At 57.2% G+C, this 14,942-nt stretch carries 16 protein-coding genes and 1 tRNA gene; 8 read left to right on the plus strand and 9 right to left on the minus strand.

What is annotated here, in order from left to right; all coding sequences use genetic code 11:
- Positions 1–112: 112 nt before the first annotated feature.
- Positions 113–451 (plus strand): hypothetical protein, encoded by a 339-nt coding sequence (locus JWS10_RS05690; protein ID WP_299505442.1) that lies wholly within the window; start codon positions 113–115, stop codon positions 449–451.
- Between the two features lie 173 nt (positions 452–624).
- On the opposite strand, the gene JWS10_RS05695 is transcribed toward JWS10_RS05690, so the two are convergent.
- The 4 genes from JWS10_RS05695 to JWS10_RS05710 all read right to left on the minus strand — a co-directional run bounded on the left by JWS10_RS05695 (position 625) and on the right by JWS10_RS05710 (position 4,026).
- Positions 625–700, minus strand: a tRNA-Thr gene (locus tag JWS10_RS05695).
- Between the two features lie 60 nt (positions 701–760).
- Positions 761–2,230: a heme biosynthesis HemY N-terminal domain-containing protein gene (locus JWS10_RS05700; RefSeq protein ID WP_299505443.1), complete on the minus strand. Its 1,470-nt coding sequence runs from the start codon at positions 2,228–2,230 to the stop codon at positions 761–763.
- 9 nt (positions 2,231–2,239) lie between these two features.
- Positions 2,240–3,232, minus strand: coding sequence for a hypothetical protein (locus JWS10_RS05705; RefSeq protein ID WP_299505445.1), 993 nt, complete (start codon positions 3,230–3,232; stop codon positions 2,240–2,242).
- Positions 3,233–3,318: 86 nt separating this feature from the next.
- Positions 3,319–4,026 (minus strand): uroporphyrinogen-III synthase, encoded by a 708-nt coding sequence (locus JWS10_RS05710; protein ID WP_299505446.1) that lies wholly within the window; start codon positions 4,024–4,026, stop codon positions 3,319–3,321.
- A 45-nt stretch (positions 4,027–4,071) separates the two neighbouring features.
- Here JWS10_RS05710 and tsaD point away from each other — a divergent pair, with 45 nt between their 5' ends.
- From tsaD to JWS10_RS05730, 4 genes are read left to right on the plus strand one after another with little or no spacing between them, the layout of a single operon-like run.
- Entirely contained in the window at positions 4,072–5,187 is a 1,116-nt protein-coding gene (gene tsaD, locus JWS10_RS05715) for a tRNA (adenosine(37)-N6)-threonylcarbamoyltransferase complex transferase subunit TsaD (RefSeq protein ID WP_299505447.1), read from the plus strand.
- On the plus strand, positions 5,184–6,134 hold the full coding sequence (locus JWS10_RS05720; protein ID WP_299505448.1) for an NAD(P)H-dependent glycerol-3-phosphate dehydrogenase: 951 nt from the start codon (positions 5,184–5,186) through the stop codon (positions 6,132–6,134). The genes tsaD and JWS10_RS05720 overlap by 4 nt, the downstream gene beginning before the upstream one ends.
- 3 nt (positions 6,135–6,137) lie before the next feature.
- Entirely contained in the window at positions 6,138–6,407 is a 270-nt protein-coding gene (locus tag JWS10_RS05725) for a YciI family protein (protein WP_299480476.1), read from the plus strand.
- A gap of 10 nt (positions 6,408–6,417) precedes the next feature.
- Positions 6,418–6,834, plus strand: a complete 417-nt coding sequence (locus JWS10_RS05730) for an EVE domain-containing protein (protein ID WP_299480479.1) — start codon at positions 6,418–6,420, stop codon at positions 6,832–6,834.
- A gap of 232 nt (positions 6,835–7,066) precedes the next feature.
- Here JWS10_RS05730 and JWS10_RS05735 read toward each other — a convergent pair whose 3' ends face one another.
- Both JWS10_RS05735 and ahcY read right to left on the minus strand, forming a co-directional pair.
- Positions 7,067–7,408: a DUF2853 family protein gene (locus JWS10_RS05735; protein WP_299480482.1), complete on the minus strand. Its 342-nt coding sequence runs from the start codon at positions 7,406–7,408 to the stop codon at positions 7,067–7,069.
- 194 nt (positions 7,409–7,602) lie between these two features.
- A complete protein-coding gene (ahcY, locus tag JWS10_RS05740) occupies positions 7,603–8,991 on the minus strand; it encodes an adenosylhomocysteinase (protein ID WP_299480485.1) in 1,389 nt (462 codons plus the stop codon).
- 102 nt (positions 8,992–9,093) lie between these two features.
- Here ahcY and JWS10_RS05745 point away from each other — a divergent pair, with 102 nt between their 5' ends.
- Positions 9,094–9,687 (plus strand): HD family hydrolase, encoded by a 594-nt coding sequence (locus JWS10_RS05745; RefSeq protein ID WP_299505449.1) that lies wholly within the window; start codon positions 9,094–9,096, stop codon positions 9,685–9,687.
- A 457-nt stretch (positions 9,688–10,144) separates the two neighbouring features.
- On the opposite strand, the gene JWS10_RS05750 is transcribed toward JWS10_RS05745, so the two are convergent.
- The 3 genes from JWS10_RS05750 to JWS10_RS05760 all read right to left on the minus strand — a co-directional run bounded on the left by JWS10_RS05750 (position 10,145) and on the right by JWS10_RS05760 (position 11,770).
- A complete protein-coding gene (locus tag JWS10_RS05750; RefSeq protein WP_299480491.1) occupies positions 10,145–10,459 on the minus strand; it encodes an H-NS histone family protein in 315 nt (104 codons plus the stop codon).
- Positions 10,460–10,526: 67 nt separating this feature from the next.
- Positions 10,527–11,093, minus strand: coding sequence for an ActR/PrrA/RegA family redox response regulator transcription factor (locus JWS10_RS05755; protein WP_299480494.1), 567 nt, complete (start codon positions 11,091–11,093; stop codon positions 10,527–10,529).
- Positions 11,094–11,149: 56 nt separating this feature from the next.
- On the minus strand, positions 11,150–11,770 hold the full coding sequence (locus JWS10_RS05760; RefSeq protein WP_299505450.1) for an SCO family protein: 621 nt from the start codon (positions 11,768–11,770) through the stop codon (positions 11,150–11,152).
- A 94-nt stretch (positions 11,771–11,864) separates the two neighbouring features.
- Between JWS10_RS05760 and regB the strand changes: the two genes are divergently transcribed.
- Both regB and JWS10_RS05770 read left to right on the plus strand, forming a co-directional pair.
- Positions 11,865–13,253, plus strand: coding sequence for a sensor histidine kinase RegB (gene regB, locus JWS10_RS05765; protein WP_299505452.1), 1,389 nt, complete (start codon positions 11,865–11,867; stop codon positions 13,251–13,253).
- Positions 13,254–13,519: 266 nt separating this feature from the next.
- Positions 13,520–14,926 (plus strand): PAS-domain containing protein, encoded by a 1,407-nt coding sequence (locus JWS10_RS05770; RefSeq protein WP_299505453.1) that lies wholly within the window; start codon positions 13,520–13,522, stop codon positions 14,924–14,926.
- Positions 14,927–14,942 lie beyond the last annotated feature (16 nt).

Genomic DNA, 14,942 nt, shown 5'->3' on the forward strand with positions numbered 1-14,942 from the left:
TCCCGTTGGCTCTGCGAAGCGTCACCCAGCTCTGCTGCGGACTCGACTCTGCATCATTGGTCTCTTACAAAGAACAAAAAGGGAACACTCGGCGCTTGGGTATTGGACTGGAATGGCACGTCGTCTGATTTCAATTTGGTTTCCGAAGCTCGCGAGCGACACCAGCCGGCGCAAGCGCCCGGTTGAGGGCGCGTTTGCTTTGGTGCTGCGCGCGGGCAATGCCGAACATCTGCATTGCCTGAACCACGCCGCGGAAGCCAAAGGTCTGCGCCAAGGCATGCCGCCGACGGATGCGCGCGCGATCTGCCCGGAGCTTGCGACCCGACCAGCTGATCTGCCGGGCCTCGCCGCCCGATGCGAGACGTATCACGTATCGCGCCGTGTTTGCCAAAGGCGTCGGAGGTCGATTCGGGCTTTGGCATTGATTGCTTGCGGCTCTCCGCCACCCTAGTAGAGCTGATGCCGCCCGAGCAGGTTGGCGGTACTCAGCGCACTCTCCTGTGGGCCGACTTGCAAACTTTTGCTTCCGACTGACAATCGTCTATTTTATGGCAACTGCCAGGTGGATGCACCACAGCATATAATCCATAACTATTTGTCTTAATTGACGAAACTTATAAGAATTGGTGCCGCTGAAGAGACTCGAACTCCCGACCCCATCATTACGAATGACGTGCTCTACCAGCTGAGCTACAGCGGCACTTTCTGGTGGCTTTCTCCTATGGTGCGCCTGAATCGAAGTCAACCCCCGCAGCGCCCTTCACGCACCACTACGGGCGACTGCGGCGAGGTCGATGATTTCGTCGTCCTCCTTCGTCGCTGGCGCAGCGTCGTCACGGTCGGACGGCGGCATCGGAGCGTTCACCAGCAGCGGCAGTAGCTCTGCGCCCGTTACGCTGGGGCCATTTACCTCTACCGGCTCGCGCCAGCTGAGCGTATCGAACCCGCCGCAATTCTCACAGATCGGTTGCCACAAGCTGTGGATCGCCTGACATTTATCGCAGCACCATTGCGGCCCGCGCGGGGCCGTCAACGCCTTAGAGAGCCACCCGCGGACCACCGCGTCATCGCTGCCCTCACCGCGCTCGATCGCCGCCATGATTGCCAAGGCGCGCTGGGTTGGATGCCGGGTGATCAGATCGCCCAGTGCGCGCCGAGCATCGGGAAACTCCTCGGCGGCGATGTTCAACTCGGCCAGCAGCAGCCGGGTCTCGTCGCTATCCGGGTGGCTTGACGTCAGCGCCTTGAAGCGTTTCAGACGAGCATGCGGCGCCTCCTCGGGTTCGATCTCGGCGAAGGCTGCGGCAATTTCAGGATGCGGGATCATTTCCCACGCCTTTTTCAAAACCCGCGTGGCGGATTTCTTATCGCCTTTCTCTGTCAGTGCACGCCCCGCCATCACCGCTGCCGGGATTAAATCCGGGGATTTTCGGTTGGCCTCAATCGCGGCCTCCCGCGCCTCGACCGAGGCTGTTTCATCCATCACCCCGCGTGCCTCTTGCAAAGCCAACACTGCATCGCGGCGGCGATAGACATCCTTCGGCAAAGCTCCACCTTTCAGTTTGGCCCCCAAAGTAGCCCGCGCGCCTTTCCAGTCGGCCTTCTCGGATTGCAGCTTCAGCAAGATATCCTGCGTCTCGGCATGTTTCGGTTTTAGCGCAAACGCCTTCTCAGCCAAGGCGAGCGCCGTGTCGGTATCCCCCTCGGCCAGCTTTTGCTTCAGCAGGCCGCGAATTCCGACAAAACGCGACGAATCGCTGGCCAAAAGCGCTTTATACGCTTCGGTCGCACGCTTGGTATCGCCTGCGGCCTCAGCTGCTTGCGCGACCAACAATGTAGTCAATTCTGGCCGCTCCAAAAATTTTGCCGCCCGCTGCGCCCGCATCAAGGCTAACCGACCCTCTCCGGACGCCAGCGCCATCAGGCCATCATTCAACGCCTGATAGCCCTTACGCTCGCGATTGCGGTCGAAGTACCGTGAGATCGCGGTCTCATCTCCATTGAGGAAACGCAAGGTCGCCACGATGAATCCGACCAACTTCATCAATGCCCACAGGGCTATGACAAACAAAAGCAGCAAAATCGCCGTCTGCAATGGACCAAGCGTTAACTCCCAGCCGCCCATCGAAATGCGAATGCCTTCATCACTGTGCAACAGCATGTCGGCGCCATAAGTAATTCCCGCAATCGCGGCGATAAAAAGCAAAACTTTGACCAATGACCAAATCATTGCACGCTCCTATTCAACGGCTGCGGCGAGGTCAGCTACGGCCGCCACCGCCGCCAGCCGTTTTTGCGCCAATGCCTGCCAACTCGCCAAAGCCGCTTGAGCTTCGGGTGGCAACGTTGCGATCTCACTGAGCGTTGTGGCAATATCGCCAGTCGCCAAAGCGGCTTCGGCTCGTGACAGGATCGCGTCAGGGTCATTGCCCTCACGCGGTGTCAAAGATCGCGCCCCGGTTTGGGTCCGCAGAAAATTGGTTACACGATCCGACCAGGTTTCTCCCATGTTCGCCCGCAATGCAGCCTCTAATGCCATCCGAGAAGCCGCAGGAAACTCACTTTGCAGCGCCGCCACAGTCGGCTGCCCGATTTCTGCGTTCTCAGTCAAAACAGCGGGAACGTCGCCTAGCGCGGGAAGTGCCGAGGCATAAGCCGCGCCGCTGTCCAAAGCCGCCTGTACGCGGCCTAGTGCCGCCCGAACTTCTGCAGCTTTCGCCATAGCCTCCGCCTCTGCATTGATGCGCGCCGCGGTGTCTTCGGCCTGCTTCAGAACCGCATCTGCCGCTTCTTTTTGCGCAGCCAGCGCTGCGGGCGAAGGCGCACTCCCATTGAGAGGAGTTGCTTCCACAGCAGCCAGTCGCTGCTCTAACCCAGCAATTTGCTGCTGCAACGGTGCAAGATCCGGCGCAGCGCGGTCGGTCAAAGCCGCCACCTGCGCTTGCAGATCGGCATCCTGAGCGGCAGGTTTTGCCGCCAAGGCTGCAATCTGCGCTTTCAGGCTTTCGGTCTCTGCCTGTTGTGCATTTAGCGCCGCCTGCAAAGCCTGTGTATCCTGCAACGGCCACCCGTTCGGTACATATTGCGCAAGGCCGAAGCCCAACCCGGCCGCAATCACTCCTCCGACCATTGGCGCAATCCAGCCACGGCGGCGCACAGGTTCTGACGCTTTCGGCGGCTCCGTCACTGCTACCGGCGGTGCCTCAAGCTCGCTCGTCTCTGTCTCTGCCATCGCAGCCCCCGCATTTGTACTCTGCAAGCCATTAGTCTGGCCGCCAATCTGTCAAAGTTAGGCCGAGCCTACGATGGTTCAAGAAGTCATGCAAACCCGCGCATAACTCCGATAAGGTCCCGCATAGAGACGCCGTCGGGTCGTACCGCGACGAGCTTGCGCTGCGTTGGAAACTCAAATGCCTCGGAGATCGCGCCGCTAAGCGCTGCCAGCCATATCGGTGCTTTTGCTTTGATACGCGACAGTTCCGCTGTCAATAACTTGGCGGACCGCGGTGAGAACACTGGCACAATCACCGGTTCTTCAGCGCGCAGTAGGTCAACCGCCTCAGTGCTAAGCGGCAGGCTTTGCTGCTTATAGGCCACCACCGAAACGGTCTCAATTCCAGCTGAAAATAGATCTTCCGCCAAATTCCCTGCGCTATCCTGTGCTCGCAAAATTAGCATCGTGCCTGACGATTCAGCCCGCTGGATATACGCTGACAAATCTTTGACACTGCCTGCAGCAGAGTTTGCGTCAAAACCCGCAGAGCGCGCTGCCGCAGCCGTCCGATCACCAACGCAGAACGCGCGCGTCGGCAGCGCCATTCCCGAGACGGAAATCCTCCGTGCCGCTTCGACGCCGGTCTCTGACGTAAATATCACCGCAGCGAAATCGCCAGCAGGCCAAGCTGGCGTCAGAAATTTCGGCTGCATCAATGGCGAGATCAGCGCGCCGCCAATGTCCCGCGCGAACCGCTGGCTTTGTGCCAAGGGTCGCGTCAGCAGCACGGTGGGTTGGGATTGTCTGGCCATGCCCTTGGTGTTACCTGCGATGGGACAAGCAATCAACGGCGGACCATGACTGAGGCTTTCAGCGATCCAGGCACCCTGACTTTTCTGGGCATCGAGTCCAGCTGCGACGACACCGCTGCAGCCGTGGTCCGTCATGTTCCTGGGCAGGTTCCGCAGATCTTATCATCGGTTGTGGAAGGCCAAACCGCACTTCATGCAGCTTTCGGTGGCGTCGTTCCCGAAATTGCCGCCCGCGCCCATGCCGAACGGCTAGATCACTGCATCGAACAGGCATTGGCCGAAAGCGGCGTTAACCTAGCCGGGCTGGATGGTATCGCAGTCACGGCGGGGCCGGGCCTGATCGGTGGCGTTTTGTCGGGTGTGATGTTGGCCAAGGGGCTGGCGACAGCAACTGGGCTGCCAATGGTAGGTGTCAATCACCTCGCAGGACATGCGCTCACGCCGCGTTTGACGGATCAACTGGCATTTCCGTATCTGATGCTGCTGGTATCTGGCGGGCATTGCCAGTTCTTGGTCGTGCATTCTGCAGAACGGTTTGAGCGGCTTGGCGGCACGATAGATGATGCTCCGGGGGAAGCGTTTGACAAAACAGCCAAACTTTTAGGTTTGGCGCAACCTGGTGGTCCCGCGGTGCAAGCCGAAGCGGCGCTAGGGGATATCAAGCGTTTTTCATTTCCGCGGCCACTGCTGGATCGCCCCGGCTGCGATATGTCATTCTCGGGTTTGAAAACGGCCCTGCTGCGCGCTCGCGACGCCCTGACTGCAGAGAAAGGTGGGCTGACGGTGCAAGATCGCCGCGACCTTTGCGCGTGTTTCCAGGTTGCTGTCGCCGAAGTGCTTGCCGAGAAAACCCGCCGAGCATTGGCGATTTATGCTGACCTATGCCCCGACGAGCCGGCGCTCGCCGTCGCTGGTGGCGTGGCCGCCAATACAGCTATTCGAGCAAGATTAGAGTCTCTTTGTGCTCAATCGAATACCCGCTTCCTAGCGCCTCCGCTTTGGTTATGCACCGATAACGCGGCAATGATAGGCTGGGCCGGGATCGAGCGATATCGCGCCGGCGCGGTGGATGGCATGGATCTCGTTGCGCGACCGCGCTGGCCATTGGACCCAACCGCCGCACCGATGATCGGTTCGGGCAAAAAGGGAGCCAAGGCATGATCGGGATTGTGGGTGCAGGGGCGTTTGGCACGGCTTTGGCGGTCGCTTTGGGCCGCGAGGGTCGCGAAGTCCGGCTGTGGGCGCGCGACCCAGATCATATTGCTGAAATCGCCAGAGCCGGCACAAACGCAGCGCGCCTACCAGGAGTAGTGCTGCCGAAAACAGTTTCCGTCACAGCCGAAATTTCTGACTTGGCGGGCGCTGATGCAGTGCTGCTTTCGCTGCCGATGCAGGCATTGCGCGCATTTCTTAGCGCCAACCCCAGCCTGAACGGCTTGCCATTGGTGGCCTGCTGCAAAGGTGTTGATCTGGTGACGCTGAAAGGTCCGACCGCGTTGATCAAGGCAACCTGCCCAGCCTCAACTTTCGCCATACTGACGGGACCAAGCTTTGCAGCCGACATTGCGCGCGGTCTGCCCACCGCCTTGACCTTAGCCTGCGCCGAAGGTGAAGTTCTGCAGCATCTGCTCGCTACGCCCAGCTTGCGGCTTTATCGAACCTCTGACGTGATCGGTGCGGAACTTGGCGGTGCATTGAAGAATGTGATTGCCATTGCGACCGGTATTGTGATGGGCGCCGGTCTTGGCGATTCCGCGCGCGCCGCGCTTATGACGCGTGGCTATGCCGAGATGACGAGATTGGCGATGGCGCTCGGAGGTCGTGCGGAAACACTGGCGGGTCTGTCGGGATTCGGCGATCTGGTGCTCACCTGCACCTCGACTCAATCACGAAACTTTCGCTTCGGCCATGCCTTGGGCGCTGGCAAATTGTTCGACCCCAAGGCGACCGTTGAGGGTGCGGCGACGGCAATTGCTGTTACTAACATGGCGAATACCCTACAGATTGAGATGCCCATCACCAGCATGATCTCGGCACTGATCTCAGAGCAAATCACTCTGCCACAAGCGATCTCCGCTTTGCTGTCCCGCCCATTAAAACAGGAATAATCCATGCGCGTTGCCCTCATCTGCCACGACAAACCCGGTCACTTGCAAACTCGCCTCGACAACCGAACCGCTCATCTCGCGCATATTGAAGCTTCTGGCGTTGTTGAGATGGCCGGACCATTCTTGTCGGACGGCGCGATGACGGGTAGCCTTGTGGTGCTGACTGTCGAGACATTGAAGGAAGCGCAGGATTGGGCAGCGGCGGACCCCTACGCATTGGCAGGGCTGTTCGAAAGCGTAACGATCAGCGAATGGAAAAAGGTTATCGGTTAAGTGGGCTGCAATGAACTTTTGGCTGTTCAAGTCCGAGCCTGACACTTGGGGTTGGCCCGACCAGCTGGCGCGCGGTGCAGCGGGTGAAGAATGGCACGGCGTACGCAACTATCAGGCCCGCAACAACATGCGGGCAATGAAGATCGGCGATCAGGGCTTCTTTTATCACTCCAACATTGGCAAAGAGATTGTTGGCATCGTTGAGGTCTGTCGCGAGTCGCAACCAGATAGCACCACCGACGATCCGCGTTGGGATTGCGTCTGCCTGCGCGCTGTACGACCACTACTGCGGCCCGTATCGTTGGAAACCTGCAAGGTACAGCCGGGGCTAGAGGAAATGGTCTTAATCCACAACTCTCGTCTGTCGGTGCAACCGGTTACCCCCGAACAATGGAAGATTATCTGTGATTTGGGCGGTTTGGGCTAAAGCCGCACGGGATAGAAACGGGGGGCCCATTACCCCTAAAGAACCCCCCATCCACCCCACGTGCTCCCTCAGCACCACACGTGTTCTGTAAAGGTCCTAGGCTACTGCCTGTTCGATCAAACTACTCAAGTTATTTCGAAGGCGCAAACGCCAAGCTTCGACAATTTGAGCCGAACTTAAATTGAAAGCCCGCCGGTTTCCCGACGGGCATGTTGCAGGTACGCCGATCCGGTTAGTTATAGACCGCTTCTTTGCCAAAGTGCTTGGCGAGCATATAGTAGACCACGGCACGATACTTGTTACGCTCCGCCCGGCCATAGGTATCAACAACCGCGTTGATCGCTTCCATCAGGGCGGGCGAGTCCGCTAGGCCCAGTTTCTTGACCAAGAAGTTGCTCTTAACGGTTTCAAGCTCAGACTTGTCCGAAGCTGAGACCGTCTCGCTGTCGGCGCTGTAAATGGCAGGGCCACAACCGATGGTCACCTTGGTCAGAAACGCCATGTCCGGGTTGATCTTGCACTTGGTCTTCAGATCGTCCGCATATTTGGCGATCAGATCGTCACGCTTGCTCATGTATAAACCCCTCGATATTTTCAAATTATAATGGGCTGCCCGGCTAGGCAGAATGGCCAGACCATAGGGGATGCAGGAAATCGCTCAAAGGGAAATTTGGCTAGAGGTTCCCCCCACTGCCCGAGCTGATTGACGTGACGTCAAATGCGAATGGCCCGAGGTTTCCCTCGGGCCATTCGCTTTATCGACAGAGATCAGTACCGATAATGCTCGGCCTTGAACGGGCCTTCCACTTTCACGCCGATGTAATCGGCCTGATCCCTGCTCAACTCCGTCAGCTTCACGCCGATTTTCTTCAGGTGCAGACGCGCCACCTTCTCGTCCAGCTCTTTCGGCAGAATGTAAACGCCTGGCGCATAATCCGCGCCCTTGGTCCACAATTCAATCTGCGCAAGAACTTGGTTGGTGAACGAAGCCGACATCACGAACGACGGATGCCCGGTCGCGTTGCCAAGGTTCAACAGACGGCCTTCCGACAGCAGGATGATGCGATTGCCCGAAGGCATCTCGATCATATCGACCTGTTCTTTGATGTTGGTCCATTTGTGGTTCTTCAACGCAGCAACTTGGATTTCGTTGTCGAAGTGGCCGATATTGCCAACGATCGCCATGTCCTTCATCGCGCGCAGATGCTCGATGCGGATCACGTCTTTGTTGCCAGTTGTGGTGATGAAGATGTCAGCGTTAGCGATCTCATCCTCCAGCAGCGTCACTTCGTAACCATCCATCGCAGCTTGCAGCGCGCAGATCGGATCAACTTCGGTGACCTTCACCCGAGCGCCAGCGCCACGCAACGAGGCAGCCGAGCCTTTGCCGACGTCGCCGTAACCACAAACCACAGCCACTTTGCCAGCCATCATGGTGTCAGTCGCCCGACGAATGCCGTCAACCAGCGATTCCTTGCAGCCGTATTTGTTATCGAACTTTGACTTGGTAACGCTGTCATTGACGTTGATCGCTGGGAAAGGCAGTTGGCCCTTCTTGTGCAGATCATAAAGGCGGTGAACGCCAGTGGTGGTTTCTTCCGAAACACCCTTGATCGCGGCTTTGGTCTTGGCAAACCAGCCCGGCGATTGCTTCATGCGCTTCTGGATTTGCAGCTTGATAACTTCTTCTTCTTCAGACTGCGGCACCGCCAGCACATCTTCGCCAGCTTCCATGCGCGCGCCAAGCAGAACGTAAAGCGTCGCGTCGCCGCCATCGTCGAGGATCATGTTCGCGCCTTCGGGGAACATGAAAGAGCGATCCAGATAATCCCAATGCTCGGTCAGGCTTTGACCTTTGATTGCAAAAACCGGAACGCCAGCCGCAGCGATCGCAGCCGCCGCGTGGTCTTGAGTCGAGAAGATATTGCACGACGCCCAGCGCACATCTGCACCCAGCGCAGTCAGCGTTTCAATCAACGCAGCTGTCTGGATTGTCATATGAAGCGAGCCGACAATCCGCGCGCCTTTCAATGGCTTAGTGGTGCCAAACTCTTCGCGGCAGGCCATCAGGCCCGGCATTTCAGTTTCAGCGATCACCAGTTCTTTGCGACCGTACTCGGCCAAGTTAATATCTTTGACAATGTAATCATTCACCATTTAGCGCACTCCTTGATCCTGCATTGCGGCCAGATAACATTTTCTCGCCCTCTCGACAACACGCGCTGCGAATGCCACGAAACAGCGTCAGGAGAAGTGTCAATGAAACAACCACGCGCATGGCAGCGGATGCTTTCGGGCCGCAGGCTAGACCTGCTTGACCCGACACCGATGGACATTGAAATTGCCGATATCGCGCATGGTCTGGCATTTGTTGCGCGCTGGAATGGCCAGACCCGGGGCGATTTTGCCTACTCAGTGGCCGAGCATTCTTTGCTGGTTGAAGAGATTTACGCGCGCCAAAACCCCGCTAATCCCAAGTGGCAGCTGGCGGCTTTGCTGCACGATGCACCAGAGTATGTAATCGGCGATATGATCAGCCCCGTAAAGTCGGCGATAGGGCCGAGCTACGGTGAAATGGATTTGCGGCTGACGGCGGCGGTGCATCTGCGCTTTGGATTGCCTGCGGTGCTGCCCGTTCTGGTGAAGAAAGCGATTAAGTCAGCCGACAAAGTCTCGGCTTGGCTTGAGGCGGTGCAGATCGCGGGGTTCTCAGAGCCCGAGGCTGATCGGTTGTTTGGCCGCCCAGACACAGCGTTTTTGCGCGGTCTCGAGATAAAACTACGTCAGCCCGCACAGGTGCGAGCAGATTTTGTCGCGCGTCATTTAGCCTTGCTGGCGAGCCTCAAGACCTAAAGCCGATTGCGGGGTCTTGATCCAACGGGGTTCCGTTGGGCAGTTGGGAAAGCGATCACGCGGGCGGCGATTGGGCTCGCTTTTGCAGGGCCGCGATAGATCTACCGCAGCGGAAATCTTCGCGATGCCGTGGTTGATCGAACCTGACTGACCCGAAGCGTTGATCTGGCTGCGTAGCGATGTGCTAAAGCCGGACGCGATGAGTATCCCTATATTCCGATCGAGGAATTGGCACTATCTGTGGCCCGCCGAGGCTAGAGATCCATGTCGAAGCTCATGGCCTGATAGAGAGAATTTGGCGAACGGCAATCGTATCGCTGCGTGCGAGACTAAAGACGAAAGTCATGCCTATTATTTAATCACAAGGCCGGGTCCAAAACCCACAAATTTGAAAGTTTTATTAAATGGCTTAAGGCCGCCATTTAAGGCGGCCCAATTCCGCTAAGCTTGCGAAAGTTCAGATCGCCATGTCGTCTGGTTGTTTGCCATCTGCCAATGCTGCAACAAACCAACGCGGCTTACGGCCGCGGCCAGACCAGGTATCTTGCTCATCAGCAGGGTTTGCATATTTGGCCACAGCCGGAGAGCGTTTACGGGTAGCCGTCACGCCAGTCAGCGCAGCGAGAGTGAAACCCTTAGTGCGTGCAAATTCTTCAATCTCCGCAAGAGCTTCTTTTTTCTTGCGGTCATCAAACGAGGAAATAGCTTTTGCCACCTGTGATTGCAGATCTTTCAAATCTTTAAGCGATAGTCCACTGATATCAATATTCACGACGCACTCCCTTTTGGATTAACGTGAGGTCTTTTAGGCTGAAAGCAAATTATCATCAAGATCGGATTTATTTTGGGCTTCGTTTGGCCAAAATACGTTGCAAAGTTCTTCGGTGCATCGACAATCGGCGCGCAGTTTCCGAGACATTACGCTCACACATTTCATAAACCCGCTGAATATGTTCCCACCGCACCCGATCCGCAGACATCGGATTTTCTGGCGGCCCAGGCATTGCCGCACCTTTTGCCAGAAGCGCATTCATTACGTCATTAGCGTCCGCGGGCTTCGAAAGATAATCCGTCGCGCCGATTTTAACCGCCGCCACTGCGGTCGCAATCGCCCCATATCCCGTCAGCACCACGATGCGGCAGTCCGGTCGGCGCTCTCGCAAGGTTTCCACAACGTCGAGGCCGTTGCCATCTTCCAGCCGCAAATCAATCACGGCATAAGCAGGCGGACGCGCCAGCGCGATTGCGCGCCCCGCCGCGACACTGCCAGCGGTTTCGGGCAAAAAGCCGCGCTTTTCCATCGCTTTAGCCAACCGCTTTACAAATACTTCGTCGTCATCCACCAACAACAAACTGCGATCCGGCCCAAGCTGCGATACAAGGTCAGCGCCAAGTTCATCCGTCATGAAGTTCCCCCAATTCCTATATCTGCCTTCCCGGGCAGCCGTCGCTCGATAGTTACTTAGCTCTTCTCAATAAAACATGCTGTGCGTTTGGCCATCTGCTCTGCCGTGTCGTCCCGCGTGAAGAAATCAGCAAAGCCGATGCCGGGCAACATAAGATAGGTGAACGTCGAATGATCCATCATGTAATACTGGTCGCCCGTCTCTTGCTTCCTGTAAAATGTCTTATAAGCGCGTGACGCCACCTGCACCTGTTCTGGCGTGCCGGTCAGTCCAACCATTTCGGGATGTAGATTTTCTGTAAAATCCTTCAATACCTCGGGAGTATCGCGTTCGGGGTCGATGGTTATGAAAACCGGGGTTACGTTCAAACCTTGCGCTTTCAGCAAATCCACCGCCTCGGCATTGCGCGCGCCGTCAAGCGGGCAAACATCCGGGCAAAAACTGTAGCCGAAATAGACCAGCGAGGGTTTGCTCAGCACCTCTTGATCTGTGACGGTCTTGTTGTTCTCATCGACCAGCGTGAACGGCCCGCCAATGTCGCCACCGCCTCCAGCAACAGCCGAGCTTCGGCAATCAGCGAAAGGGTCATTGCTGCGCTGCTGCCAAGCGACAAGAGCCGTCCCGCCCAAAAGCCCCGCAATGGCAACAACGGCCAGCCCGGCATAGAGTTTCAGCATCGCACGACTCTCCTTTTGCGCATTGCTCCGCGCTATAAGCGCCCTTATCAATCGCAAAGCCATCACAAAGACCAGCCCTCGCCAAGGCCGAACCATGTCAATCCAGCGTGACATAACCGCCCAATCTGCAAGTTTCCGGCCCGAGCGCGCCGATTGGCTGCGTCTGCGCACACTCATTTTTCAGCGTTGGATGGCAAGTTTTGGCCAATTGGCGGCGCTTGTCGTCGCCAGCCGTTACTACGAAATGGAGCTGCCGCTCGGTTTGTGCTTTTTCGCGGTCGGGCTGGCTATTATCGCCAATTTGCTGTCGATCTTCATTTTTCCGCAGAACAAACGTCTGACTGAAACAGAGGCGATGGCGACGCTGTTGTTCGATCTGGCACAGCTTTGCTTCCTGCTTTTTCTCACCGGCGGTTTAACCAACCCGTTCGCGCTTCTCGTGCTCGCCCCCGTCACGGTTTCGGCAAGCGCGCTCAAACTGCGAAGCACGCTTATTTTGGGCACGCTCGCTGCGATTTTCGTGACAGCAATCGGCCTATTCAATCTGCCGTTGCGACTTGCCGACGGTTCGATATTCCGCACCCCAGCGCTCTTCAGTTTTGGATTTTGGATTTCGCTGCTGATCGGCATTGCGTTTCTGGGCCTTTATTCCCGTCGTGTTGCCACTGAAATGCGTCTGATGTCCGATGCGCTATTGGCGACCCAGATGGCCTTGGCGCGGGAACAGAAGCTGACAGATCTTGGCGGTGTTGTGGCTGCCGCTGCGCATGAGTTGGGCACGCCGCTGGCCACGATAAAGCTGATCAGCTCCGAGATGATTGACGAATTGTCGGAACATCCCGATCTCGCGGAAGACGCGCGGCTGATCCGCGAACAGGCCGACCGCTGCCGCGACATTCTTCGATCCATGGGCAAGGCCGGCAAGGATGATCTGCTGATGCGGCAGGCTTCCTTGACAACGGTGCTGCACGAGGCCGCCGAACCGCACACGACCCGCGGCATTGAGGTGATTTTTACGGTGTCAGGCACAGGCGCTGTGCCGCAAGTATTGCGCCGCCCCGAGCTTATCCACGGGCTGCGCAACCTTGTGCAAAACGCCGTTGATTTCGCAAACAGCAAAGTTTGGATTGATGCGCAATACACTCCAGATCGCATCATGCTGCGCATCATCGACGATGGCGACGGCTTTCCGCCGCAAGTGCTCGCCCGTATTGGCGACCCCTTTGTGCGCTCGCGCCGGGATGAACAAGACCTGAGTCGTAGGCCGGGATACGAGGGCATGGGTCTGGGACTTTTTATCGCAAAAACCCTGTTGGAACGCACCGGAGCCGAGCTATCCTTCGCCAATGCCGCCGACCCATTTCTTTCATCCGCAGAGCGTCCAGAACGGTCCGGCGCAATTGTTGAGGTCGTCTGGCCATCGGCAGCCATTCTTGCTGAGAGCGTCCGCGGGTTGGGGGAAAATCAGCCGATAACCGGGTAACGTCATCAAACTCGGAATGCCGTGCAACATCCTTAACCTGCTGTTAACGATCTGCCCGCTAGGCTGATCTCAGCATGGGGTTTTCCCACGAACGGGGTTTTATGATGATTTGGCCGCTAATTCTTGCTGTGGTTGCCGCGTCCTTACTGGCATCCAGCATCGGAATATTGGCGTTGTGGGTTTTTCCATCGCGTGAATTTCCCCCTAAGAACAGCCTGTTCGCTGATACCGGTAGTGAGACCGTATTTCTTTTCGATGGAGAGTCGATGATCGACAGCACCTCGCATGCGCGGGCTTTGCTGGCGGCCAGCCCAATAACCGGCGCACCTTGGGTGCGCCTGATGGCGTTCCTCTCCTCGCGTTTCGAAAATCTTGAAGCGCAGTTGTCACGGTTGCCCGGCGACGGAGCGATAGATATATCCTCAAACGGCACTACAAAGCCTCTCATCCTAAGAGCGGAACATGCCGGTGGCATCACGCGGCTGACGTTGCTTGATGCGTTGAAGGACGATCCCTCCCGTGGCGGCGATATGCTGGCGCAGCGCGCTGTGCTTGATGAGCTCACTTTGCTGCGGGAAACTGTTTCCAGCGCCCCGATGCTGGTCTGGCGCGAAAATACTGCTGGCGATGTTGTCTGGGCGAATGGCCCCTACTTGTTGCAGGCTTGCGCTATTATTGAAGATGGCAAGGAACTTGGTTGGCCGCTGCCTCGTCTGTTCAATCGCGCGGCGACACGGTCTGGCAAAGATCAGCGACAAAGCCTGACGATATCTGGCAATCCAACGATCTGGTTTGATTTGTCGAGCCAAGCAGAGACTGACGGCCATCTGATGTTCGCCGTTCCAGCTGACGCAGTGGTTCAGGCTGAGGTTGCCTTACGTGATTTCATGCAAACCTTGACCAAAACCTTTGCGCAGTTGCCGATTGGACTGGCGATCTTTGATCGACAGCGGAAATTGCAGCTTTTTAACTCCGCGCTTATGGATCTGACTCAACTTCCAGCCGATTTCCTGTCATTGCGGCCATCACTGCTGGCGGTGCTGGACGCGATGCGTGATCGCAAAGTGCTGCCAGAACCGAAAGATTACCGCGACTGGCGTCGTCAGATTATCGAGATCGAAAAAGCCGCCGCAAGTGGGCTTTACGAAGAAACGTGGAGCCTGTCAGACGGCCAGACCTACAAGGTGATCGGGCGGCCACATCCGAATGGGGCTTTGGCGCTATTGATAGAAGATATCTCCACCGAGATGTTGCGCACCCGCAGTTACCGCGCGGACCTCGAACTCGGTCAGTCGGTGATTGATCAAATGGACGAAGCAATTGCGGTTTTCTCGCAGAACGGTCAACTTGTGATATCAAACAACAGCTATGCGACCCTTTGGGGCCATGACCCTGCAGAAACTTTGGGCGACACGACCGTGAAGACGCTTTCCGCGCATTGGCGGGCGCTATCGGCACCTAACGCAATATGGGCTGAGGTCGAAGATTACGTCGCCACCGTCGGTGATCGTGACTGCTGGCGCGGTGAGGTTCGCTTGCTGGATGGCCGCCTGGTCGCTTGTCGATTTTCACCCCTGATCGGTGGGTCAACCCTGGCCACATTCCGGGCGATGCAGCCGGTCGAAGCCGGACAAGCAAACCCAGCCGAAAGCGTCAGCCTCCGCCGCGCCTGAACTTCGACTTGCAGCG

It is taken from the genome of Cypionkella sp., from assembly GCF_028290025.1.
Lineage (GTDB): Bacteria > Pseudomonadota > Alphaproteobacteria > Rhodobacterales > Rhodobacteraceae > Cypionkella.